The sequence below is a fragment of the Kribbella endophytica genome (genome assembly GCF_054781295.1).
The window spans coordinates 473,124-497,338 of record NZ_BAAGUR010000004.1 but is presented as its reverse complement, the minus strand read 5'-3'; the positions used below and the strand labels follow the sequence as shown (position 1 = coordinate 497,338).

Annotated in this window: 20 protein-coding genes; 8 read left to right on the top strand and 12 right to left on the bottom strand. The window is 69.3% G+C overall.

The genetic code is table 11. The features are described from left to right. Window position 1 precedes the first annotated feature (1 nt). From ACYVIO_RS34105 to ACYVIO_RS34095, 3 genes are read left to right on the top strand one after another with little or no spacing between them, the layout of a single operon-like run. Entirely contained in the window at window positions 2-436 is a 435-nt protein-coding gene (locus tag ACYVIO_RS34105) for a GPW/gp25 family protein (RefSeq protein WP_460655072.1), read from the top strand. A 1-nt stretch (window position 437) separates the two neighbouring features. After that, entirely contained in the window at window positions 438-2,384 is a 1,947-nt protein-coding gene (locus tag ACYVIO_RS34100) for a putative baseplate assembly protein (RefSeq protein WP_460655071.1), read from the top strand. After that, complete coding sequence (locus ACYVIO_RS34095) at window positions 2,384-2,926, top strand: phage tail protein (protein ID WP_460655070.1); 543 nt, start codon at window positions 2,384-2,386, stop codon at window positions 2,924-2,926. Before ACYVIO_RS34100 ends, ACYVIO_RS34095 begins: the two co-directional genes overlap by 1 nt. Here ACYVIO_RS34095 and ACYVIO_RS34090 read toward each other — a convergent pair. Continuing rightward, a complete protein-coding gene (locus ACYVIO_RS34090) occupies window positions 2,892-5,741 on the bottom strand; it encodes an AAA family ATPase (protein ID WP_460655069.1) in 2,850 nt (949 codons plus the stop codon). The two genes, ACYVIO_RS34095 and ACYVIO_RS34090, sit on opposite strands and share 35 nt — an antisense overlap. A 48-nt stretch (window positions 5,742-5,789) precedes the next feature. Continuing rightward, window positions 5,790-7,805, bottom strand: coding sequence for an NlpC/P60 family protein (locus ACYVIO_RS34085; protein WP_460655068.1), 2,016 nt, complete (start codon window positions 7,803-7,805; stop codon window positions 5,790-5,792). A gap of 102 nt (window positions 7,806-7,907) precedes the next feature. Here ACYVIO_RS34085 and ACYVIO_RS34080 point away from each other — a divergent pair, with 102 nt between their 5' ends. Next, window positions 7,908-10,142 carry an Hsp70 family protein gene (locus ACYVIO_RS34080; protein WP_460655067.1) on the top strand — a complete coding sequence of 745 codons (2,235 nt, stop codon included), beginning with the start codon at window positions 7,908-7,910 and terminating at the stop codon, window positions 10,140-10,142. A gap of 115 nt (window positions 10,143-10,257) precedes the next feature. Continuing rightward, entirely contained in the window at window positions 10,258-11,685 is a 1,428-nt protein-coding gene (gene zwf, locus ACYVIO_RS34075; RefSeq protein WP_460655066.1) for a glucose-6-phosphate dehydrogenase, read from the top strand. A gap of 33 nt (window positions 11,686-11,718) precedes the next feature. On the opposite strand, the gene ACYVIO_RS34070 is transcribed toward zwf, so the two are convergent. The 7 genes from ACYVIO_RS34070 to ACYVIO_RS34040 form a co-directional block, all read right to left on the bottom strand. Next, window positions 11,719-12,786: a LacI family DNA-binding transcriptional regulator gene (locus ACYVIO_RS34070; protein ID WP_460655065.1), complete on the bottom strand. Its 1,068-nt coding sequence runs from the start codon at window positions 12,784-12,786 to the stop codon at window positions 11,719-11,721. 9 nt (window positions 12,787-12,795) lie between these two features. Further along, window positions 12,796-14,772 (bottom strand): DUF2264 domain-containing protein, encoded by a 1,977-nt coding sequence (locus tag ACYVIO_RS34065; protein WP_460655064.1) that lies wholly within the window; start codon window positions 14,770-14,772, stop codon window positions 12,796-12,798. Further along, window positions 14,769-15,686, bottom strand: a complete 918-nt coding sequence (locus ACYVIO_RS34060; protein WP_460655063.1) for a carbohydrate ABC transporter permease — start codon at window positions 15,684-15,686, stop codon at window positions 14,769-14,771. Before ACYVIO_RS34060 ends, ACYVIO_RS34065 begins: the two co-directional genes overlap by 4 nt. Continuing rightward, complete coding sequence (locus ACYVIO_RS34055) at window positions 15,683-16,624, bottom strand: carbohydrate ABC transporter permease (RefSeq protein WP_460655062.1); 942 nt, start codon at window positions 16,622-16,624, stop codon at window positions 15,683-15,685. The genes ACYVIO_RS34060 and ACYVIO_RS34055 overlap by 4 nt, the downstream gene beginning before the upstream one ends. Continuing rightward, window positions 16,621-17,910 carry an extracellular solute-binding protein gene (locus tag ACYVIO_RS34050; protein WP_460655061.1) on the bottom strand — a complete coding sequence of 430 codons (1,290 nt, stop codon included), beginning with the start codon at window positions 17,908-17,910 and terminating at the stop codon, window positions 16,621-16,623. The genes ACYVIO_RS34055 and ACYVIO_RS34050 overlap by 4 nt, the downstream gene beginning before the upstream one ends. A gap of 117 nt (window positions 17,911-18,027) precedes the next feature. Further along, window positions 18,028-18,987 (bottom strand): hydroxyacid dehydrogenase, encoded by a 960-nt coding sequence (locus tag ACYVIO_RS34045; RefSeq protein ID WP_460655060.1) that lies wholly within the window; start codon window positions 18,985-18,987, stop codon window positions 18,028-18,030. A 168-nt stretch (window positions 18,988-19,155) separates the two neighbouring features. Further along, window positions 19,156-19,878, bottom strand: a complete 723-nt coding sequence (locus ACYVIO_RS34040) for a GbsR/MarR family transcriptional regulator (RefSeq protein ID WP_460655059.1) — start codon at window positions 19,876-19,878, stop codon at window positions 19,156-19,158. Window positions 19,879-20,011: 133 nt separating this feature from the next. On the opposite strand from ACYVIO_RS34040, the gene ACYVIO_RS34035 reads away from it, so the two are divergent. Genes ACYVIO_RS34035 through ACYVIO_RS34025 form a run of 3 tightly spaced genes read left to right on the top strand, consistent with a single transcriptional unit; the run spans window position 20,012 to window position 21,493 of the window. Next, complete coding sequence (locus ACYVIO_RS34035) at window positions 20,012-20,164, top strand: hypothetical protein (protein ID WP_460655058.1); 153 nt, start codon at window positions 20,012-20,014, stop codon at window positions 20,162-20,164. Between the two features lie 17 nt (window positions 20,165-20,181). Next, entirely contained in the window at window positions 20,182-21,051 is an 870-nt protein-coding gene (locus ACYVIO_RS34030) for an alpha/beta fold hydrolase (RefSeq protein ID WP_460655057.1), read from the top strand. A 58-nt stretch (window positions 21,052-21,109) separates the two neighbouring features. Then, window positions 21,110-21,493: a VOC family protein gene (locus ACYVIO_RS34025; protein ID WP_460655056.1), complete on the top strand. Its 384-nt coding sequence runs from the start codon at window positions 21,110-21,112 to the stop codon at window positions 21,491-21,493. A gap of 4 nt (window positions 21,494-21,497) precedes the next feature. Here ACYVIO_RS34025 and ACYVIO_RS34020 read toward each other — a convergent pair whose 3' ends face one another. The 3 genes from ACYVIO_RS34020 to ACYVIO_RS34010 all read right to left on the bottom strand — a co-directional run bounded on the left by ACYVIO_RS34020 (window position 21,498) and on the right by ACYVIO_RS34010 (window position 24,148). Then, window positions 21,498-22,787 (bottom strand): cytochrome P450, encoded by a 1,290-nt coding sequence (locus ACYVIO_RS34020; protein WP_460655055.1) that lies wholly within the window; start codon window positions 22,785-22,787, stop codon window positions 21,498-21,500. 99 nt (window positions 22,788-22,886) lie between these two features. Further along, a complete protein-coding gene (locus tag ACYVIO_RS34015; protein WP_460655054.1) occupies window positions 22,887-23,585 on the bottom strand; it encodes a GAF domain-containing protein in 699 nt (232 codons plus the stop codon). Continuing rightward, the gene (locus ACYVIO_RS34010; protein ID WP_460655053.1) at window positions 23,582-24,148 is read right to left on the bottom strand and encodes a GAF and ANTAR domain-containing protein; all 567 of its coding nucleotides are present in this window, start codon (window positions 24,146-24,148) and stop codon (window positions 23,582-23,584) included. Before ACYVIO_RS34010 ends, ACYVIO_RS34015 begins: the two co-directional genes overlap by 4 nt. Window positions 24,149-24,215: the final 67 nt, after the last annotated feature.

The window sequence follows — 24,215 nt, the reverse complement described above, 5'->3', positions numbered from 1 at the left end:
GATGAGCACCGACTTCATCGGCGCCGGGTGGGCCTTCCCGGTCACCACGGACGCCACCGGCGCGGTCGCGCTGGTCACCCGCGAACGCGAGATCGAGCAGGCGATCCGTCTGATCCTCGGCACCGCGCGCGGTGAGCGGCCGATGCGGCCCGAGTTCGGCTGCCGGATCCACGACCACGTCTTCGGCCCCGCGAACGCGGCCACCGCAGGACAGATCGCGTACGACGTCCGCGAGGCCCTCGAACGCTGGGAGCCGCGGATCTCGGTCGAGGATGTCGGCGTCGGCTACGACCGGATCGAGCAGGGCCGCGTGGTGGTCGACGTCGGCTACCTGATCCTCGGCAGCAACGACCCGCGCAACCTCGTCTTCCCGTTCTACGTCATCCCCGACGAACAAGTCGCCGGTACGACGCAGCCGGCCGAGCTGGGGGTCTGACATGCTTCCCGCGCCCAACCTGGACGACCGGACCTTCCAGGGACTGGTGGACGAGGCCAAGCGCCTGGTCCAGCGCCGCTGCCCCGAGTGGACCGACCACAACGTCTCCGACCCGGGCGTCACGCTGATCGAGGCGTTCGCGCAGATGGTCGACCAGCTGATCTACCGGCTCAACCGCGTCCCCGACCTCAACTACGTCAAGTTCCTCGAGCTGATCGGCGTCGAACTCAGGCCGCCGGCCGCAGCCCGCGGTGGCGTGACGTTCTGGTTGTCGTCACCCCAGCCGCAGCCGGTCCTGGTCCGCGCCGGGACTGAGGTCGCGACCCCGCGCACGGACATCCACGAGCCGATCGTCTTCACGACGACGCAGGATCTCGAAGTCATCCCGTGCTCGTTCGGCCACGCCGGGGCGATGCCGACCGACGGACCGCCGGTGGACCTGACCACCGCGTTGTCCGGCCGCGATGGCTTCCCCTGCTTCTCGGAGCGCCCGGTCCCTGGCGATGCGCTGCTGATCGGCCTCAGCGAAGCGGTCCCGTCCTGCGCGGTGACGGTCCGGATGACCTGCAGCGTCTCCGGCAGCGGGGTCGATCCGCGGCATCCGCCGCTGGTCTGGGAGGCGTGGACGGGAACCGGTTGGACCGAGTGCGACCTCGACAAGGACGAGACCGGCGGCCTGAACAAGGCCGGCGACGTCGTCGTGCACGTCCCGCCGCAACACGAGACGTCGATCATCGCGCGCCAGCGCGCCGGGTGGATCCGGTGCCGGTTGCTCGCGGTCGACGAGGGCCGGCCGACGTACACGAAGTCGCCGCGGATCCTGTCCGTGTCGGCGTTCACCATCGGCGGGACCGTCCCGATGATGCACGCCGAGGTGATCCGGCACGAGCTGCTCGGCCGCTCCGACGGGACGCCCGGCCAGCGGTTCGCGTTGAAGCGCAGCCCGGTCGTGCCGTCCGAGGAGCCGTGCACGGTCGAGGTCACCGACGACGACGGCGTCGAGACCTGGGAACCGGTGAGCAGCTTCGCCGACTCGGCCGAGGACGATCGGCACTTCCGGATCGATGCGTTCGCCGGCTGGGTCCAGTTCGGGCCCGCGGTCCGGGCAGCCGATGGGCGCCTTCACTCGTACGGCGCAGCGCCCCGCTCGGGGACGAGTGTCGCCATCTCGTCGTACCGGACCGGCGGCGGCCGGCGCGGAAACGTCGCACGCGGCCAGGTCCGGGTGCTCAAGTCGAGCGTCCCGTACGTCGCCCGAGTGGAGAACCGCGCACCGGCGATCGGCGGCGCCGACGCGGAGACACTGGACGAGGCCAAGGTCCGCGGGCCGATGCTGCTCAGGTCTCGCGGCCGCGCGGTCACCGTGGAGGACTTCGAGGAGCTCGCGCGCGAGGTCGCGCCGGACGCGGCGCGGGTGCACTGCGTCCCGGCGACCGAGGCCGCGGACGCGGGCGGGATCCGCGTGCTCGTCGTACCGCATGTGTCCGGCGATGCCGTCGGACGGGTTCGCCGCGACGATCTGATCCCGCCGCAGGGAACGCTCGAACGGATCACGCAGACCCTCGATGAGCGGCGTCTGGTCGGGACACGGTTGCTGGTCGCGCCTCCGGAGTACGTCGGGTTGACGGCGGTCGTCGATGTGAGTGCGCGGTCCAGGTTCGATCCGGACGAGGTCAAGGAAGGCGTGCTCGAAGCGCTGTACAGCTTGCTGCATCCGTTGACGGGCGGGCCGGACGGGACGGGCTGGCCGTTCGGGCGGTCGGTGCAGTCGCACGAGGTGCATGCCGCGCTGGCGCGGATTCCGGGCGTCGACATGGCGCAGGAGATCAGCGTCGCGCTGTTCCCGGCTGACCCGGTCACCGGCAGGCGGTCGGCGCCCGTGCAGCGGCTGGATCTGCTGACGACGGCGCTGGTCTTCTCGTACGAGCACCAAGTGCGGGTGCGCTGATGCGCGGGGCGCTCGGGCAGTTGCCTAGTCCGCATCCGCTGGGGGAGTCGCTGCCGTCGATCTACCGGACCGACCAGTTCACGCAGCAGTTGTGCGCGAGCTTCGACGAGGTGCTCGCGCCGGTGATCAGTGCGCTGGACAACCTGCCGGCCTACTTGGATCTCGGGACGGCGCCTGAGGACATGCTGCCCTGGTTGGCGCACTGGATCGGGCTGGCGGTCGATCGTGGAGACGACCCGGTGCGGCAGCGGGAGTTGTTGCGGTCGACGAGTGACCTGCACGGTCGGCAGGGGACGCGGCTGGGGATCGAGTTGGCGATCAGCGCCGTACTGGGAGTGCGGACCGAAGTGGTCGAGTCAGGTGGAGCCAGTTGGTCGGTCGATCCGAACGATCCGTTGCCGGGGGAGTCGGTGCCGGCGGTCGTCGTACGGGTGTTTCCGGTGGCTGGGCAGGAGATCGACGAGCAGCGGTTGGAGGATGTGGTGGCGGCGCTCAAGCCGGCGCACGTCATCCATCGCGTGCAGGTCGTTCCCGCAGACTGACGGGCGCCTCCAGCTCGGCGGAGATCCTGGCGTGCTCGCGGCGAGTCGCGGCTGCGGCGGTCGGATCGCCTTGCTCTTCCTGCAGATCGGCGAGGAGGAGCCAGGACGAGTCGCGCAACGCGTCGAGCTCGACGGCGCGTTGAGCCGCGTGCAGCGCCTGTACGCCGGTCGCGAGGCCGGCGACCTGGAGTGCGGCCTCGGCTGCGGCGAGCCGGTAGCGGTCGCGTTCGGCCAGGACCCATTCCGCGGCGCCAACCTCGGGGAGCAGTTCGCCGACGTACAGGTCTAGTACGGCGGACCAATCGGTGAGCGTGCGGGACCGGCGGGCTTGGCGTAGGCGGGTCTCGAACTCGGTGAGGTCGGTCCAGGTGCCGGGGAACACCAGCCGGTAGGCGTCGCCGTTGCGCTGGACGGCTTGGTCGCCCAGGCCCACGGCTGCCAGGCATTGCCGGACGTTCGACGCTGCTACCTGCAGGCGGTGAGGCCCCGCTTCGGCAGGCGCGTCCGGCCACAACGCGTCGATCAACCGTTCACGATGAAGGTCTTTGCCGGGGTGGATTGCCAGGAGCAACAACAAGGCCCGAGCCCGCGGCCGCAACGGAGGCCATTGGACGGCTTGACCGTCGAGTTCCAGGCGGAATCCACCGAGGGTGTGCAAGCGTGCGGGCGCCGCGCTGCCGCGAGTTGATGCGGCGGCGGAGCTGGAGAGCCGGTGCTCGGCGGGCTCCTCGACCAGCTGGCGGGCGTGGTCGAGGAGACGGTGGGCGCCGGGGACGGCTGCTGCGCGGATCAGGCGTTCGGCCTCGATCAGGTGCACAGCCGTGCCGGGATGTCGAAGCCTGGCCATCGCGACCGCGCCGAGCGCCAGCGCCCAGGCCTGCGGCGCCCGCGCGTCCAGAGCGGCGGCCTCCGTCGCGGCTCGGCGGAGCCAATCGACCGCGGCCTGGTCGTTCCCGGTCTGCAGCTGGGCCGCGCCGATGGACGTTGCCATCAGCAACGAGCCCCACCGGTCGCCGTCGCGGACGCACTCGTCGACCAGGGCCGCGCAACCGTCGGCTCGCCAGTCTTCCGCGCGCGTAGCCAGCAGCACGGCGGCCTGCAGTCCGCGCGCCAACCGGGCCAGCCACGGCAGCTCCTCGAGCTCGGCCGACAGCGCGATCTCCTCCAGTGGGACCTCCGCATCCGACCAGTTGCCGCGCGCAAGATCCGTCACGACGACAGCGATCGCGGCCCACAACCGCCCGGCCGACCGGAACGACGAATCCGCCGCGACCGGCAGGAGCAGCTCGCGGGCCTCGTCCAACCGCCCGGCCAGCAAGGCGATCGACCCGGAGGCCAGCGGGTCGTCCGCACCGGGTGCGAGCGGGTGGGCGCCGCCGGCAGCCGGCGATCCGGTCCTCACCTCGGCACTGGATGCCGGGATGCGCCGAGTCGCCTGCCGGATCGCGTGTCCGGTACGCCGTACGGTCTGCCCAGTACGCCGTACAGGCGCTGCCTGCGACGGCGGCTGCGGCAGCCACACCTCCGCCTGCGTGCGCTCGTCCGCACACCGCGCCTGGAACTCCGGGTCGTCGAGCAACGCCTCCGCATCCTTGTACGCGCGCACTGCGGACTCGACCGATCCAGACCGGAACAACCGCCGCGCCCGCGCCAACGCCAGCCAAGGATCGTCGTCCGGCAACCCCGACCGAGCAACCCAGTCGTGCCCGGCCGTGTTCCCCTGCTGCAGCAGTCGCGCCACCGACGCCCAGTCGTCGGCCAACGCGTGCGCCCGCATCGCATCGCGCGGACACCCGGCCTTCTCCAGCAACTGCCCGCTACGCGAGTGGAGCTCCCGCGACGCGGCCGCCCCCAGCTCGTCGATCAGCAAGCCCTTCAAGTGCGTTTGAAGTACCTGGTGATACCTGTACGTCGTCCCGTCGTCGGTCGACGTCGTGAAGAACTGCAACGCCTCCAGCTCTTCGAGTACGGCGGCACTACCGGTCTGCTCCAGTAACTCGTCGCAGAGCGGCCCGGTCAGCCGTCCGAGCGCGCTGGTGATGAGCAGGAACTTCCGTCGTTCCGGCGCCAGCCCGGCGAGCACGTTGCGCGTCAGGTACGCCCGCACCAACCGCGATCGACCACCGAGCTCGGTCGCGGCCCGGATCCGTTCAGTACTGGACTTCCCGAGCGTGGCCAGGTGGAACAACTGCAACCCAGCAGCCCATCCACCCGTACGACGAGTCAGCGCGGCCGCGGCTTCAGGCGACAAAGGCTGCCGGTAGACCGAGCGGAACAGTTCCTCGACCTCCCACGACCGGAACCGCAGATCATCGCTGTCGAGCTCCATCAAGTCCCCAGACACCTGCAGCCGCGACGTGTTCAACGCCAGCGGCCGACGCGACCCGAACAGCAACCGTAGATGCCGTGGCCGGAACTCCAGAAACCGCTCCAACGCCGCCTCAGCAGGACTCCCGGCCAGCTCGTGCACGTCGTCCACGATCAGCTGAACCGACTGCGGGACTCCGCTTTCCGTGGCGAGGATCAGTTGGTCGACAGTCGTCGAAGCCGGCAGTGCATTCGGCAGTACGACGGACAACGCCTCGGTCACGTGCTGGACGAGTGCGTCCTCGGTCCGGTCTTCTGGTCTGGCCCGGTACCAGGCCGTCGGCCGCAGTGGAGTCGCGGCAACCTGCGCGAGCAACGTGGTCTTGCCGGAACCGGCCGGCGCGAGCAGGAGACCGACGCTAGGCCCTGATTCGTCGAGCAGCGGGCGTTCCAAGCGGTCGCGGGACAGACCGGATGGCTCCGGCCGACGCACTTTCTCCCTGAACACGACAGATCCCACTGCAAGCCCCCCGGCGTGCTGGCACGACACCGAGTTTCAGTGTGGGGCAACGTCGGGGGTCCCGCCCAGCCCATCAGGCCCGTCAATTCCGCCGATCCCCAGATCCTGCCCTTCCGGGCCGGCTCCGGCTCCGAGGTCGCCGCCCAGTCCGCTCTTCAACGGATCCGATCCGAACTGCGCTTCGAGCGAGTCGCTGATGCCGTCGTTGTCGGAGTCGAGCAGCGTCGGATTCGTCCCCAACGACACCTCGCTGCTGTCCGACAGACCGTCGGCGTCGGTGTCCATGCTGCGCGGATTGAGACCGGCCTTGGTTTCGTACGTGTCGGTCAGACCGTCCTTGTCGCTGTCGACGACCCCGTTGCGGATCACCTCGGCGAACTGGCCTTGTCCACCCACACCGGCGACGCCCGGAATTCTGCCGGGGTCGGTGCCGGCAGAGATCTCGAACGGGTCCGACACCCCGTCGCGGTCGGTGTCCGCGGTCAGCGGGTCGGTGTGCGACTTGATCGCCTCGAACGCGTCGGGCAGGCCGTCCTTGTCGGTGTCGGCCGAGGAAGGACTCGTTCCCGCGAGCTTCTCGAACGCGTCGGTGAGGCCGTCGTGATCGGTGTCCGGGGGAGCGGCCATCGGCGTACCGAGGTCGATCTGGTCGTAGCCGTTGGTGGGGGCGGCGACCGGGACGACTTCCGGCGCCGGAGTCGTGGCCGCCGGCGCTGCCGAGGAGTCCAGCCCCGGGATCACGCCCGCGTAGTTGAACCGGTTGTGCGCGGTGAACTCGCCCACGCCGTACTTGGTGCCCTTGGCCTCGATCGTGCGGCCGTCGCCGAGGCTGATCGCAACGTGCGCGCGCGAGGGCCGGCCGCCGCCAGGCGTGGGCTCGTTCGAGAAGTAGAACAGCAGCGCGCCCTTGGTGTGCAGGGCCTGGTCGACCGGGATCAACGCGTCCTTCTGCTTGAGATCCAGGTACTGGTACATCGCGCCGTCCGGGATCTCGACCCCGGCCTGGTGCGCGGCCCACTTGGTCAGCTCGGAGCAGTCGAACTTCTCCGGGTCCGGATCGCTCAGCTTGGCCCGGATGCCGAACACGTACTGGTCGCCCTCCTGCGCCTGCGCGACCTCGACGAAGCGCCCGACCTTGGTGGAGTCCGCCGGTGACTGCATCGTCTGCGCCGGTACGACGGCCTGCCGCGTCATCACCGGCTGCTGCACCATCGGCTGCTGCACCACGGGCTGTGGCGCGACAGGCACCGGCGGCGGAGGGATCACCCCGTCACCGCTGTCGGCGTGCGTCGGGTCGGAGCCGTAGGTGATCTCGATCTGGTCCGACAACCCGTCGCTGTCGCTGTCCCACTTCAGCGGATCGCTGCCGAGCGTCGCCTCCGCACTGTCCGACAGCCCGTCCTGATCGCCGTCGGCGAGCTTCGGGTTGGAGTGGCTGACGGCGATCTCGTACCCGTCGCCGAGCCCGTCCTGATCGGTGTCGGCCAGCTTCAGCCCGGTGCCGGCCGCCCGCTCGAACGCGTCCGTCAGCCCGTCGTGGTCGGTGTCTTGCTGCATGCCGACGGTCTGCCCGGCGTCGATCTTGTCGTACGAGACCGCCGGCTGGAGCGGCTGCTGCGGCGCCGCGTCGTTGGCACCGGGCAACGGCTGCAGCAACTGCGACCGATACCCGCCGACCCCGCGGCCGTCGCCCTGCACGCCCGTCACGGCTTCCACCTTGTCCAGGTAGGTCCGGTAGTCGGCGGCGGTGCCCTTGTTCGACGAGTGGGTGGTGGTCCACGGCCGCATGTCCGTGCCCTGGTGGGAGATCGCGTACGCCGCCTTCGCGTTCGCGACCGGGTCGTTGAGGTCGCCGTACCTGGTGCCCCGGCTGCCGTCCGCGGCGACGTTGATCTGCCACAGGCCCATCGAGTGCTCGCCCTGGTCGTTGAGCGCGCCGGTCCGGCCACCCGACTCGGCCATGGCGATAGCGGTCCAAGTGGTCGCCTGGTGCGGCGTGAATCCCGCGGACAGCGCGGCCTGGTAGATCTCGTCGATCGACAGCTTCGGCATCGGCAACCCCCTGTTCCGACTCTCTCACCAGAGTAAGCGTGGTGCCCTACCATCATGAAGGAGACGTCATGGGGGAACCGTCGGGCAATCCGAGGTGGGGGCATGGGGTATCGGCTGGGCGTGGACCTGGGCACGACTTTCACCGCTGCCGCGATGCGGAACGGCGGTCCACCGAGCATGCTCGGCCTCGGCAACCGCGCGCTGCAGATCCCGTCCGTGCTCTACCTGCAGGAGGACGGCGAGTTCCTGGTCGGCGAGGCCGCCGAACGGCGTGGTGCGACCGATCCGGCCCGGGTGGTGCGGGAGTTCAAGCGGCGGATCGGTGACCCGATTCCGCTGATGGTTGCCGGTACGCCGTTCTCCGCGCAGGCCTTGTCCGCGCGGTTGCTGTCGTCGGTCGTGGCGACCGCGACCGAGCGCCGTGGGGCGGCGCCGGACGAGATCGTGCTGACCTACCCGGCGAACTGGGGTGCGTACAAGCGCGAGCTCGTCGACCAGGTGATCTCGCTGGCTGATGTCGGTCCGGCCATCACGTGTCCGGAGCCGCAGGCTGCCGCCATCCAGTACGCCGCGCAGGCGCAGCTCCGGGCGGGCGATCGGGTCGCGGTGTACGACCTCGGTGGCGGGACGTTCGACGTGTGTGTGCTGGAGAAGACCGGCGACGGATTCACGATCCTCGGCAACCCCGAGGGGATCGAGCAGTTGGGCGGGGTCGACTTCGACGAGGCTGTGTTCCAGCACGTCGTACGGGCGCTCGGTCCGGCGATGGAGGATCTCGATCTGGACAGCCCGGAAGGGCGTACGGCGCTGACGAGGCTGCGGCGCGACTGTGTCGAGGCGAAGGAAGCGCTGTCGACCGACGTCGACACGACAGTCCCGGTGACGCTTCCTGGCCGCAGTACGTCGGTGCGGTTGACGCGGGCGGAGCTGGAGACGCTGATCGCGCCGGCACTCGAGCAGACCGTCGAGGCGACCGGTCGGGCTTTGCGTACGGCCGGTACGACGAGCGAACAGCTGAAGGCGATCGTGCTGGTCGGCGGCAGCTCGCGGATTCCGCTGGTGAGTCATCTGCTGCAGTCGCGGTTCTCGACGCCGACGGCGCTGGACACGCACCCGAAGCACGACATCGCGTTGGGGGCCGTGCAGTTCAAGGCAGAAGCCCCGACCGCAACGATGGCCGCCGTTGGTACTTCTGCACCCACAGCACTGCCGAAACCGGTCAGGAAGCCTTTGTCGAGTGGCACTCGTCGGCTGCTTGCTCTGGGCGCCGGGGGAGTGGTGCTGCTGGCGGTCATCGTCGCGGTCGCGATCAAGTTGGCGACCGGTGAATCGCCTGACCCTGTGGCCGGTCCTGGGCCTGGTCCGACCACGGTCACCAGTAGCTCTGTGCCGCCAACGGTGACACCAACAGGCCCGAAAGTTCTCCCGGCCGCATCACCTGGGCTCAGTGATTCCCAGCTGATCATCCCGGTGCGCAACGGGACGACTCAGAGCTTGCACCTGGCCGACGTCAACCAACCCGGTACGTCGACCAAGCTCAGCAAGTTCGCTGCCGGGACGCAGCAGGGCGTCGACTCGGGACCTGTCGTGTCGCCGGATCGACGGTCGATGGTCTTCGCCCGTACGACGGCAACGGCCAAGCCTGCCGTGTGGGTGTCCGGTGTGGACGGAAGCGGCGCACGTCCGCTGTTCGCAAAGGTGCCGGCGCAGTGCGTGGACGGGATGGACCGGCCGGCCTGGAACCAGAAGGTCGCCGGCCAGCTGGTGGTCGCCTGTCTCGCGGGCCAGAACATCGGCCTCTACCTGGTCGACACCGACGGCAAGGTGATTCGCCCTCTCTACACGACGACCAGGACCACCATGGTGCCGAGCGATCTGACGATCTCGCCCGACGGCACCCGGGTCGCGTTCCAGGGCAAGCAGGGCATCTTCCTGGTGCCGATGGACGGCAGCAAGAAGCTCAGCCAGGTGACGACCGGCGCTGACGCGGACCCGGTCTGGTCGCCGACAGCGCCGGGCGTGATCGCGTACCGGCACTACCTGACGGCGAGCTCGTGGGCGATCTTCCTGACCAACGTCGACCGCACCAACGTGGCCTGCCGCCGTCCGCTCGTGACCAACCCGCTCGGCGGAGGAAAACTCTGCCAGTTCACCGCCGGCGGCACCTACGAGCAGGACCCGACGTGGTCCGTGGACGGCACCCGGCTCGCCTATCGACGCGGCCCACTCGACGCGGCCCAGATCTACGTCGCGCCCCTCGACGGAAGCGCGGCTCCCCGCCCGATCTGGCCCACCACCCCAGGCAACCAACTGGCCCCCGCCTGGACCACCCGCTGACGCTGAGCGGTCGGCATCAACTCGCCGTACCGGGAAGGTATTCGGTCGGGAAACGGTTACCCATGGCGTCAAGTCCCTGAGTGGATCGTGCGACGTGTGGTCGAAGGAACGGAAAATGGAAACAGTTGGAGCCCCTGAGTCCTCGGTGATCGAGGCGCTGCGCGCGGACGGGGTGGTCGTGTTCGGTGTGACGGGTGACCTGGTGGCGAAGAAGATCTTCCCCGCGCTGTACGAGCTCGCGCGGCGAGGGAGACTCACCGGCCCCGTCATCGGCGTCGGAAGGACTCCGTGGACCGACGAGGACCTGGTGGTCGCGGCCCGGCAGTCGGTGCTCAAGGCCAGGGGACTGATCGACGAAGAGGCTTTCGGTGAGCTGGCTCACCGGTTGACGATGGTCTCGGGCGACTATGCCGAGGCTGCGACGTACGAGCGGCTCGGTGAGGCGCTCGAGGACTCGCAGACTCCGGTTCTCTACCTCGCCACGCCGCCGGTGGTCTTCACCGACGTCGTCCGGGGGCTCGAGAACGCCGGCCTGGCCGCCCGTGGGCGGGCGGTCGTCGAGAAGCCGTTCGGCAACGACATCGAGTCGGCCAAGCAGCTCGACGCGGTGCTCACCCAGGTCTTCGGGACGGATCGGGTCTTCCGGATCGACCACTACCTGGGCAAGGAGTCGGTGGAGGGCATTCGGACCCTCCGGTTCGACAACCAGTTGTTCGAGCCGCTGTGGAGCCGCGAGCACATCGCCGCGGTCGAGGTGACGCTCTCGGAGAGCTTCGGGACCGACGGGCGCGCAGGGTTCTACGACGGCGTCGGCGCCGTCCGGGACGTCCTGCAGAACCACGTGCTGCAGATCGTCGCCTACCTCGCGATGGAGCGGCCGGCCGAGGACGGGCTGGACGCGTTGCGGACGGCGCAGGTCGAGCTGCTCCGGCAGGCGCGGCCGATGTCGTTGGGGCGCACGGTGCTCGGGCAGTACTCGGGCTACCGGGACGAACGCGGGGTGCCGGCCGGCTCGACCACGGAGACCTTCGTGGCGACGGAGCTGGAGATCGACTCGGACCGGTGGCGCGGTGTCCCGTTCCGCCTGCGGACCGGTAAGCAGCTGCCCGTGGACGCGGTCGAGGTCGTCGTCGAGTTCCGCCGGCAGCAGCCGCAGTCCGCTCCGAACCTGATCCGCTTCCGCCTCGGCAAGGCGGACGGCCTGACCATCTCGATCCAGGCCAAGGAGCCGGGGCGTCGTTCGACCAGTCGTCCGGTCGATCTCGCGGTCGACTTCGACGGAGCGCTCGGGCATCGGCAGGACGCGTACGAGCGACTGATCGACGACGTACTGGACGGTGACCAGCAGCGCTTCGCCAGCACCGAGGTGATCGAGCAGGAGTGGCGCATCGTCGCACCGATCCTGGACGCGGCGGTCAAGCCGGCGCCGTACGGGCCGGGAACGTGGGGCCCTGAGGTCGGCGGAGAGCTCGTCACCCGGTGGCACGACATCGGCGCGACCGCCGGTGAGCGTGAGCTGGTGGAGGTCAGCGAAGCCGTCTGACAGCTGTTTGACGCCGGCCGCGGTGGACTGCAGTCAGCGGCCGGCGGTGAGCGGGCGGACCGAGGTGCGGATGACGATGTGGGTGCCGAGGAGCTGCCGTTCCCGGCCGGAGCCCGGGGCTGGGCGTTCGACAGCCAGACGTACTGCTGCCTTGCCCATCTCCTCGTGCGGCATGTAGACGGTGGTCAGTGGAGGCGAGAGCTCCTGGGCGACCGGGATGTTGTCGTAGCCGACGAGAGAGATGTCGTCGGGGACGCTCAGGCCGTGCTCCTTCAGCGCGGCCAGCGCCCCCGACGCCATCACGTCGTTGTGGGCGAAGATCGCGGTGAACTTCAGCTCGTCCCCGAGCGCCCGCTGACAGCTCTGGTAAGCGCCACTGCGATCGGCCGAGCTCGGGATCACCAGCGCGGGATCGACCTCGACCCCGAAGTCCGCATGCGCCTGCCGATAGCCCTCGACCCGCCCGAGCGTCGTCGTCAAACGCTCCGGCCCGGTCAGCGTGAGGATCCGCCGATGCCCCATCGACAACAGATGGCTCGTCGCGGCGTACGCACCACCACGGTTGTCGTACTCAACCACGAGAGCCGGTACGCCGGCCGGCAGCGGCGGTCGGCCGCAGAGCACCAACTGCGACCCCCGAGCATGCAGCGCGCGAGCATGAGCCGCCATCCGCTCCTCGTACTCGCGGGTGACCTCGACCCCACCGACGACGATCACGGCCTCGACGTCGTCCTGCTCCTCGAGCCGTGAGAACACCTGGTCCTCGCGGCGCGTGTCCCCGCCGGTGATGTAGACCGAGCTGAGCCGCCCGTAGTCACCGGCCGCCTCGGCCATGCCCGTCGCCACCAGACTGCGCAGCGGCGACACGACGTCCGAGACGACCATCGCGATCAGCGAGGTCGCCGGGTTGCGCTTCGGCGCCCGCGTGGTGACGACGTAATTGAGCTCCTCGACCGCCCGCAGCACCTTCAGCCGGGTCGGTTCGGCGACCGGGTAGTCGCTGGTCAGCGCCCGGGACGCCGTCGCGACCGAGACCTGCGCGTGCCGGGCGACATCGCGCAGCGTCGGTCCGCTCCGCCGCGCCCCCTCGATCTCCGCCATCCGTACTTCTTACCTGATCCCGGCAAAAATTGCGTCGAGGTCGAAGGCCTGTTCCCGATCCGGCCAGCGAACCGTGACCACCGCGCCCTCGACCGAGGCCTCGACCGTCTCCTCGACGGGCACTCCACTGAGCGAGGCCGCTGCGACGTACACGGTGTTCTCCGCCGACGTCGTCCCGAGCAGTTCCGGTACGACGGCCCACTCGCCGTACGCGGTCCCGTACGGCGCCGGCGTCGTACCGGCCGAGTCCCAGCCGTGCAGACCGACGACCTGGGACCTGAGCCCACCGGCCTCGACGCCGACCGTCGTTCCTGCGACCGCGATCTCGAAGTCGCGCGGGTGTCCACTCGCCACGGCCCATCCGCCGAGCCGCAGCGGCAGCGACGGCGGCACCCAGATCAGCCGATGGATCCGCACCTCGAGCGCACCCCGTACGGCGGTGACGCTCTCGATCCGTGCCGACGGCAACACCGGCCCACCTTCGGCGGAGTCGCTTCCCTCCCATGGCGAGAACTGCGGGAACCGCGGCGCGTGCCAGGACGCCGCCCAGTTCTCACCGGTCTCGACGCGATGGATCCGTCGGCGCGCACTCCACACCCGCCGGATCCGCACCTGCAGGTCGTTGTCGGACGGATCGTGCAGCGACGTCGGTCCGGTCCGGGTCGAGTAGCCGAACCGCGAGTACAGCGGATCCGGCGCACCCGCGTCGGCGGCGTCCGGCTTCAGATGGTCGTTGCCGTGGTTGTGCACCCGGACCAGTCCGTCCGCGGCCGTGTTCTGGATCAGCAGCCCCACGCCGAGCGACCGGACGTGGTCCTCGGTGTCAGCGGGCAGTGCCTCCTCGGTCGCCGTCCAGACCGGGTGATCGGCCGGAAGCATCAGCGCAAGGAACCCCTTCGATGCCCAGTACGGCGAACCGGGGCCGGAGTAGCGCTGGATGCTCGGCAGGTGCTCGCCGTGCCAGCCGAGCGACAGTACGCCGTGGTCGGTGATCGAGCCGCGCTCGACGAAGTAGCGCAGACCGGCCGAGAGGATCCGCCGCGACTGACCCGGGGTCAGCGGGGTCCGACCCACCGCTTCGCCGAGGGCGACCGCCGCGAGGGTCGCGGTCCGGTACGTCATGCTGCGGCCGTAGTACAGGGGAGAGCCGTCGCGGTCGAAGGTGCGGCCGAAGCTGTCCAGGAACTCGTCGAGCCGCGGACCGAGCTTCTCCTCCAACGACGTCAGGCCGCGAAGGCGTGCGTGCAGTACCGGGTAGAGATGCATCGCCCAGCCGACGTAGTGGTCGTACGCCTCGCCGGCGCCGTCGGAGTACCAGCCCTCGCCGCGGTACCAGACCTCGATCAGCCCGAGTGCGCGATCGAGCACGTACCGGGTCTGGTCGTCGGCCCGGCCGACGCCTTCGAGGAAGCTCGCGATCGTCGCGGGGAACAGGTACCAGTTGTTCGGCGACGGCTCCTTCTCGATGGTCGCCCGGAACCAGGCGGCCAGCCGGTCCTGCTCGTCCGGCTTGAGCCGGCCCCAGCTGTCGTCCTTGGTCAGGTGCAGGCTGAGTGCGATCCCGGCCGCCTCGACGTGCGGCTGCCCGGTCCGGCCGACGTGACCGACCTCGGGCCAGGACTCGTTGTCATCGGCACCGACCGTGCGGGTCCCGGCGACCAGGCCGTCGAGGTACTTCTGCAGGTGGTTGTTCCGGTCGGCGCCCCCGGCGTGCAGGAACGCGGCCAGCAGGAACGTCCGGGCGAAACCCTCCAGCCCGTCGGTCGCCGGGCCCTGCTGGGACGGGCGACCGGGGAAGTTGATCCGGGCACCTTCCGGCGACCGGTACGCGTCGGCCGACGTCAGCAGGTGGTCGGCGACCGCAATCCAGTGCTCCCGGGTGACTCCGGTGTACGGGCTCAGCGTCCGGTCCTCCGGCGGGAGGAGTGCGGCCAGCGGGCCGGTGACGTCCAGCGGAGCGAGCTTCATCGAGTGCCTCTCTGTCATCCCTTGATCCCTGACGTTGCCATGCCGGCGATGAAGTAGCGCTGGCCGAAGACGAAGAGCAGGATCATCGGCAGCGTAGCGAGCGCGGACATCGCCATCAGGAACGGCCATTGCACACTGCCTTGTCCCTGCGCGAAGGTGGCCAGGCCGAACTGCAGCGGCCGCAGGTTCTCCGAGCTGGTCGCCACGAGCGGCCAGATGAACCCGTTCCACGCCGACTCCACGTTGAACAGCGCGATCGTGACGAACGCCGGCGCGGCCAGCGGCGCCATGATCCGGAAGAAGATGCCGATCTCGGAGACGCCGTCAACGCGCGCAGCGTCGGCCAGCTCGGCCGGCAGCGAGACGAAGAACTGCCGGGCCAGGAAGGTGAACAGCGGCGCCGAGACGAACGGCACGATCAGCGCCGCCCAGGTGTTCAGCCAGCCGGTGCCGCCGTTGCCGAGAATGTCGTTGCCTCCGGCAAACGGAATTCGCCGTACGACGAGGAACAGCGGCACGATCAAGACCTGGAACGGCACGATCAGCAGCAGGATGAAGTAGTTCAGGATGCCCTTGCGGCCGCGGATCGGCAGCTGCGCGAGCGCGTAGCCGGCCGCCGTACAGAACAGCAGGACCGGGACGGTCTGGCCGACGACCACGATCACGCTGTTGCGGAAGTACGTCGCGAACGGCGCGGCCTTGAGCGCGTTGACGTAGTTCATCCACTCGACGTGGTCGGGCAGCCAGGCGAAACCGTTCACCTCGTTCAGCGTCTTGAACGAGGTGAGGATCATCCACAGGAACGGCACGACCATCAGGAAGCCGCCGATCGCGAGCACGACCATCAAGACGATGCGGCCCGTGGTCAGCCGGTCCTCACGGTCGCGGCGGGCCGGCGTACGGGTTGGTTGGGTGAGAGCGGCGGAGCTCACAGGTCCTCCCGGTTGCTGCGCAGGCTGAGGCGGCCGAGGCTGATCAGGATGCCGACGAAGACCAGCATCACCACGGTCTCGGCGGAGGCGTACCCGATGTGCAGCCGCTCGAAGGCGTTGCTGAAGATGTCGAAGGTGAGCACGTTGGTGGCGTTGGCCGGGCCGCCGCCGGTGGTCACGTAGATCAGGTCGAACACCTGGAACGAGCTGGCGATCGAGGTGACCAGGACGAAGAAGTGCACCGGCGCGAGTCCCGGCCAGGTGACGTTCCAGAAGGTCTGCCACTTCGAGGCGCCGTCGAGCTTGGCGGCCTCGAGCAGGTCGGGGGAGATGCTCTGCAGGGCGGCCAGGTAGATGATCATCTTCGCGCCCAGGCCCTGCCAGATCCCGACCAGCATCAGCGCCGGCAGCGCGACGTCCGGATCGGTCAGCCAACCGGAGCGGGCGACGCCGAAGAACGCCAGTACCTGGTTGCCGAGCCCGGCCGCCGGGTTGTAGATCCACAGCCAGACCGCCGCGACGGCGACCGTCGAGGTGACCACCGGGATGTAGAACAGGGTGCGGAACAACGCCCGCCCGGGGATCTTCTGGTTCAGCCCGATCGCGACGGCGAGCGAGACGCCCATCGCGACCGGGACCACGGCGACCGTGTAGAGCAGGGTGTTCTTCAGCGCCCGGAGGAAGTCCGCGTCCTGGAACAGATCGAGGTAGTTCTTGATCCCGATCCACTCGCCCTGACCGGCCACCCGCGCGTTGGTGAAGCTGAGGTAGACCGCCATCACGCCGGGCAGCGCGATGAAGATGATCGAGTGCACCAGCGACGGCGCGAGCAGCAGCCAGCCGGCCCGCGCCTTGGCCCGCTCGACCCCGTTGCGGCGGCGCCGGACCGGTCGCCGCTCAGCGGCGACGACCGGGCGGTCGATGGTCTGGGTGCTCATTTGCGGGCCACACCGTCCAGCTCCTTGAGCACGTCCTGCGGCGACTTGCGACCGAGGATGACCTCGTCGAGCGACGGGCCGAACTTGCTGCGGAAGTCGAGGAAGGTCGCGCCGCCGTACTCGAAGACGGCCTTGTCGAGGTTCTTCCAGGCGAACGAGCCGGCCGGGTTGGCCTTCACGAAGGCGCTGTCACCGGCGGAGCTGCTGATCGGGACGCCGACGTCGAGCTTGGAGATCGCCTCCTGCGACTTCTGGTCCTGCATCGCCTTGACGAACGCGAGCGCGGCCTGCGGGTACTTCGTGCCCTCGCCGACAGCGGCGACGCGGCCACCGACGTACATGACCTCCTTGCTGTCCTTCAGGTTGAAGTAGACGAGGTCCTTGCACTTGTCGCCGATGCCCTCGCCGCCCTTGCCGCAGTCGACGTACGGGCTGGCGAAGCCCATCGCGGCCTCGCCGGTGGTGACCAGCGCGGTCTTGGCGCTGTTCTGGTAGCCGTACGTCGAGGACTTGTCGACGCCGACCATGTCGTGAATCAGCTGCAGCGCCTCGGTCCCGGCCGGGCTGTCGAAGCTCGGCTGACCGTCCTCGGCGAACATCTGACCGCCCTTGGCGCCCATGAACGCGACGAACTGTTGGCGGTAGTTGCTGGCCGGCGCCCAGAAGTCGAAACCGGTCCGGGTGATCTGGCCCTTCGCGTCGCGCTTGGTCAGCTTCTTGGCGTCTTCACGCAGCTCGGTCAGCGACTGCGGCGGCTTGGCCGGGTCGAGCCCGGCCTCGGTGAACGCGCTCTTGCTGTAGGCAAGCAACCGCGGGTTGGCGACCACCGGTACGGCGTACAGGTCGTTGTCGAACTTCATCGGCGGGACGAAGGCCGGGTAGACCGTCTTCTCCAGGTCCTCGGTGCTGACGCCGAGCTTGGTCAGCGACTGGATCGCACCCAGGTCGGCCAGCGGCTGGACCCAGCCGATGCCCGCGCTGACCACGTCGTAGTTGCTGCCGGCCGAGAGTGCGGTGGAGATCTTCTGGTTCAGGTTGTCGTACGGGACGAAGTCGGGCTCGACCTTCATCTGCGGGTAGGTCTTGTGGAAGATGTCGACGATGCTCTGGAAGACCGCCTGGCCCTCGTTGTCGGCCGAGAAGTTCGGCACCACCACGCGTAGGGTGCCGGTCGCGGTCGCCGGGTCCTGGCCCTCGGCCTGGTCGTCGCCTCCGGAGGAGCAACCGGCCAGCACTGTCGTCAGCGCGACGGCCAGCGCGGCCGCGGCCTTGAGTCCTCGCTGCATGTCCTTCACCACTTCCTGTCAGCGGCCGCTCGATCGGGCCGGTAAACGCTTCCCGCCACAGTAGGCATTTCTAGTATCGTTTCGCAATACCCAGTGATCTCTCTGAAACTTTGGCGCTCAGGCCATCAGGTCGTACGTGTCCGCGCGGACCTCGTGGCGCAACTCCAGGCCGGCCAGGTAGCGGCGGATCTCGTCGACGACGATCGCGCCCTGGGTCCGGCGCGAGTGCCAGGTCTGGGCGCCGAGGTGCGGTGTGAGCAGCACGTTGGGCAGGCGCCACCACTCGGAGTCGGCCGGTAGCGGCTCGTGGTCGAAGACGTCGAGAGCGGCGCTGATCCGGCCGCTGCGCAGCTCTTGGAGAAGTGCTTCGGTGTCCACCAGGGCGGACCGGGCGGTGTTGATCAGGACGCCGCGGTCGGGGATCAGTGCGAGGTTCTTCGCGTCGAGCATCAGGCGCGTCTCGTCGGTCACCGGGGCATGCAGAGCGACGACGGCCGACGTGCTCAGGAGGAGCTCGAGCGGGACCAGCCGGGCGCCGAGCTCCTTGGCCTCGCGCTCGTCGAGGTAGGGGTCGTAGAGCAGGGCCTGGGCACCGGAAGCGACCACCAGCTTGAGATATGCGCGGCCGACCCGGCTTGCGCCGATCACGCCGACCGTCGTACCGGCGAGCGTTCGGCCGAGACCGAAGTCGGCGTTGTGCCAGGCGTGGTCGCGCAGGTTCGTGGTCATCACCCGGTCGATCTGGTCGAGATCGCGCAGGCGGGAGATGGTCATGAAGAGGGCCAGTTCGGCGACCGATTGCGCCATCCCGGCGGAGGCCTGGCTGACCCGGACTTGGTCGAGCAGTTGCGGGGGGATCAGGTGGCGGATCGTGCCGGCGCTGTGGACGACCAGCTTCAGTCGGGGACCTGGGTCGGCCGGCAGTGGTTGAGAACCCCATCCGGTGACGAGGATGTCGGCGTCCAGTCGTTCGCCGCTCCGGCTCACCTGACCGAACCCCTCGAGCCGCGTCAGCTCCTCCGGGCCGAACAGTTCCCCTTCCAGCTCGGACGGCAGATCGACGTGCAGGGCGACCATGGAACGGCCTTTCGCTGGGCAGTAACAACTAGATTGTTTCTAGATGTGTTACTGCCCAGAGTAAGCAGACGTCGTCGGCCGCTGCAAACGCTTGCCGGTGAGTTGGTTCGCGCTGGAGGTGTCTTCGTCGCGTACGTGCTCGGGCAGCTCGGCGACGGGCCGGCTGAGCTACTTGTCGGCCGGAGGCTGGGTGTGGAGGACGTCGCGGACCTGTTCGGCGGCGCGGAGGATGGTTTCGCTGATGAAGTCGCTGAAGCGGGCGATGTTCTCCAGTCGCGTCGCGGCGAGGCTGCCGGGGCCGAGCACGGGCACGCCCTGCCGGGCGGTCTCGGCGAGCCGGCCGATGCCGCGGGCGCTGGCGATCGTCGACTGGTACCAGACGTCGTTGTCGGCGAAGTACCGCTCGCGGCGGCGCTCGTCGCGTTCCCGGCGGATCAGGCCCTGCTCGTCGAGGAACGTGATCGCCTTGGAGACCGACGCGGGGCTGACCTGCAGGTGCTGGACGAGCTCGGACGCCGTGAGGCTGCCGGCCTCGGCGATGAGCAGACAGGTCAGCACTCGCGCCGCCATCTTGGGCAGGCCCTGGGACGTGAGCAGTGTGGTGAACGTGTCTTCGTACTGGCGCACGGCCTCGGGGTCGCCCTGGTGGCCGAGCGATCGTGCCCCCTTGGCACGCGGCGTGGCCTGCTTGGGTCGGTGCGCCCGGCGCTCGGTCGCGCGGTGGGCCGCGTCGGCCTTGTAGTCGGTCGGCCCGCCGTTGCGCATCACCTCACGCGTGATCGTCGAGGTCGGCCGGTCGATGCGGCGCGCGATCTCGGCGTACGGAAGTCCGTCCGTGAGCCCCAGCGCGATCTGCTGGCGCTCCTTCTGACTGAGCCTGCCACCGGACATCGCTGCTCCCCTCATCCCGTCGTACTGCCGTCAGCGTAGCGTTTCCTGCTGAAGAAACGTCACGCCATGCAGGCGCTGTTAGAGAACTGTGAGGACCCGGGATCCGCGGCGTTTCGCTCGGTAGGGTTCCCGGATGCTCCTCGGGAACCTGGTCTGGGTCGTCGGCCTGATCGCCGTCCTGCTCGGCCTGGTCGCGACCCTCCGCTACCGCCTGGTCGCCGGCACCCTCCTGATCGTCCTCGGCTTCGCCGTCGCCATCACCGGCATCGAGGTCGTCCCCGGCTAACTGGGTACCGGGCCGGCATGTTCGAGGGCTTCACGCTGGACCAGGTCGACGTAGGCGACGCCGTACTGCGTGTGCGGCACGGCGGCTCAGGCCCGCCGATCGTCCTGCTGCACGGACATCCACGGACCCACACCACCTGGTACGCCGTCGCACCGGCCCTGGCGGATGCCGGCTTCACCGTCGTCTGCCCGGACCTGCGCGGCTATGGCCAGTCCAGCAAGCCGCTCACGGACGCGGAGCACACGCCGTACTCGGCGCGGGTGAAGGCCAACGACATCGTCGCCTTGATGGGCGCGCTGGGACATGAGCGTTTCGCCGCCGTGGGCCACGACCGCGGGTCGTACGTCGCCTACCGGACGGCACTGGACCATCCCGACCGGGTCAGCAAGCTGGTGGTCATGGACAGCGTGCCGGCGGTCGAGGCGCTCGAGCGCTGCCGGGACAAGTTCGCCGCGGCGTGGTGGCACTGGTGGTTCTTCGCCCAGTCCGAGCAACCGGCCGAGCGGGTGATCTGTGCCGATCCGGACACCTGGTACAAGGTCTGGACCGACAACTCGCCGGAGCACCTCGGGCCGGAGAACCACGCCGACTTCCTGGCCGCCGTACGGAATCCTGCGACCGTCCACGCGATGCTCGAGGACTACCGCGCCGGGCTCGGCCCCGACCGCCAGGCCGACGAGGCTGACCGCGAGATCGGCCGGAAGATCAGTTGCCCGGTGCTTGCGCTCTGGTCGACTCGCGATGACCTGGAAGATCTGTACGGCGATCCGGTCGCGGTGTGGAAGCCGTGGTGCGACCAGGTCAGCGGGCACGGGATCGACTCGACGCATCACGTCGCTGAGAACGCACCCGCTGAGCTGGTGAGGAGTTTGCGGGCGTTCCTGTAGGACGCATGAGTCGGCGGTGGGTGGGGAATCGGGGGTTCAACTTCGTGAGGGAGGCTCGGTGGCTGACGAGATGGTTCCGATGGCGGGCGTCGTACTGGATGCGGCTGATCCGAAGGTGCTGGGGAAGTTCTACCGGCGGCTGCTCGGGTGGGAGATGGTCGAGTGCGACGACCACTGGGTGCAGTTGCGCGGGCCGGACGGGTCGAGCAGGTTGTCGTTTCAGCGGGAGCCCAAGCACCGGCCGCCGGCGTGGCCGAGTGAGGCGGACGGGCAGCAGATGCAGATTCACCTGGACTTCAAGGTGCCGGATCTCGAGGCGGCTCAACAGAAGGCACTCGACGCGGGTGCGACGCTGATGGATTGGCAGCCGCAGAAGGAGGGCGTCCGCATCATGGCCGATCCGGCTGGGCACATCTTCTGTTTGTTCCTGCCCGGCTGGTAGCGGGTCAGGTCGGCCAGAAGCCCAGGCGGATGGCGGTGTGGTCGAAGGTGGTCGGGAGCTTGTTGCCGGTGAGTTTGGCCCGGGTGGTGGGGTCCACATCAAGGTTGTGGTGGGCAACGATCTGACTGGTGACCGCGCTGGTGGTGAGGAGTACGACGTTGCGGCCGGGGCAGACGGCTGGGCCGGCGCTGAACGGGATCAGGGGCCAGCGAGTGTCCGAGCGGCCGTCGAGCCAGATGTCCGGGACGAAGTCGTTGGCGAAGTCGAGGGCCTCGTCGTCGCGGTGGAAGATCGAGCTGACGACGGCGAACTCGGTGCCGGCTGGCGCCGTACGGCCTCGCCAGTCGGTGGGCTGCTGCGCTTCGCGGAGTACGACGAGCGTGGTAGGCCAGAGGCGCAGCGATTCCTGGACGGCGGCGCCGGCGTACGCGAGCAACGGAGAATGGTGAGCGTCCTCGTCCGCGATGCGCGCGGTCTCCTCCGGACGCGTCGCCAATACGGCGAACAACCGCCACAGCGCGATCCCGGCCGCGTCGAAGGCGAACAGCCAGTGGGGGACCTGACCGGCCGGGTCCAGATCGTCCGCGTGCGGTAGATCGCCGACGAGGCTGCCGGGCTCGGCCCTGTCGACGTACTGGTCGAGCAGCTGTTGGAACCGTCGCCGGCTGCGAGTGTCCCGGCGATGGAACTCGGCCCAGTTGGCGTCCGCGCGCAGCCCGTCGAGCAACCGCGTCACCTCGGTGTCGTCGCGGGCGGCGGTGCCGAGCACGATCCGCCGTACGAGCCGCGACCAGCGATCGCGGAAGTCGTCCCAGCCGAGCGTGCCGTGCAGCGTGCCGAACTCCTCGGCGATCGCCGCCAGCATCGCGTCCGCGTGGCGGTGGACGGGCTGGTGGGTGTCGAGTGCCTGCTCGTTGATCGCTCGCCGGGGTGCGCGCAGCGGGGGATCGGTGACGAGTACGGCGTGCGGCTGGAAGTGGCGCAGGGCCGCGGCCTTCTCCTTGGTCGCCGCCGAGAACGGTACCGGGGTGTTGTCGAGCAGGCGGTGGACGTCGTCCGGGTCGAGGACGAGGGCGATCGTGCGGTGGGCGAGTCCGACGAGGAGAGGGCCTTCGCCGTACGTCGTGCGCAGGCGTCGTACTCGGTGGATTGCTTTGTCGTCGGCGGAGAGTCGATCGGCCAGCCGGGAGATCGCTGGGCGCCGGACGATGGCACCCTGCGCGACCAGCGGGAGCAGGATGTCGTTGACGATGAGCGCGGTGTCGGCGACCGAGGCGGTGGGAAGGCGAGCCATGGTCGCGCCGGTGCCCGGGATGGTGCCGGGCAAACGGTCAGCTGCGGTGCTGGGCTTGGCGGACTAGGTCAGGAGCGGTGCCGCGCTCCGCGCACTGGATCAGGTGCGGTGCTGGGCTTGGCGGATGACCTCGTCGGCGGTTTCGGTGAGCGTGGTGCCGTTGTCGAGGGCGCGTTCGACCAGCAGCCGGTAGGCGGCGGCCATGTCGAGGCCGGTGGTGTGGGCGAGGACGCCCTTGGCCAGTTCGACGACGGTGCGGCCGCCGAGGACGGTACGAATCCGCTCCTCGACCTGCGCGGTGCTGAGCTCGATCTGGACGATGACCATGGTGGCGACGTCGGCGAAGGCCTGGCTCAGCAGCCGGGCTTCCTCGTCGATGGTCTCGGGGGTGCGGTGGAAGGCGTTCATCGCGCCGAGGACCTGCCCGTGCCAGCGCAGCGGTACGGCGACGACCGCGTGGTAGCCGGCGGTGCTGATCGCCGTACCGACCTCGCCCCAGCGTTCGGCCAGCTCGTCGCCGGACGCGGCGATGACGGCTGTCGCGGTCTGGAACGCTTCCACACAAGGGCCGGTGTCGTGCTGGAGCTGGTAGAGCTCGAGCTCGGTGGCCTGGTGCGAGGTCGCGCTGAGGAGTTCGAGCTGACCCTGGTCGTCCTTGACGAGCATGCCCGCCGCGGCCGCTCCGGTGAGGTCGGCGTAGCTGGAGAGCAGGTGCGCGAGGGTGTCGGTGGTGTCGTGCTGGTTGACCATGGCCGCCGCGGCCTCGGCGAACGCTTGGGCAGCGGTGACGGCGCTCATGGGGTCTCGCTTTCGGGGTCGTCGGAGAAGCGCAGGCGCCGGTGCAGGATCTGTTCGGCGATCTCGGGCAGGGTCAGGTTGTGGCTGAACGCGTGAGCCCGGAGCAGCGCCAGCGCGTCCTCCGGGCTGATCCGGAGCTGGGCGACGACCATCCCGGTGGCCTGGTGGATCTCGGAGCGGCTGGCCCAGGTGCTGCCGCGCCAGTCCGACTCGTTGCTGGGGGAGTCCTTGAGCAGCGCGGCACCGATGGCGTCGGCGAGGAACTGAGCCTGTACGGCGCTCGGCAGGTCGGTCGCTGACGGATAGTGAACACTCAGCACGCCGAGAACGGTGCCGCCGGGGCGCATCGGTACGGCGTACAGAACGCCAGGAATGTTGCCCGCGGCCTCGATGAACAACGGCCACTGACTCGACCCGCTGCTCAGATCGGCGATGGTGATCTCGCCGGTCCGGTACGCGGTCGGCCCGGGACCCTCGCCAAGCACGTCCTGCAGATCCTCGAGCCGAGCCGCGATGTCGTCCGTCGCAGTCAGCGTGACCCGATCGGTGTGGGTGTACGACAACGTGATCGCGGCACCGTCGCCGCCGAGCAGCGTGAGATAGCCACGCGCCAGGCGTGTGTCTCCAACG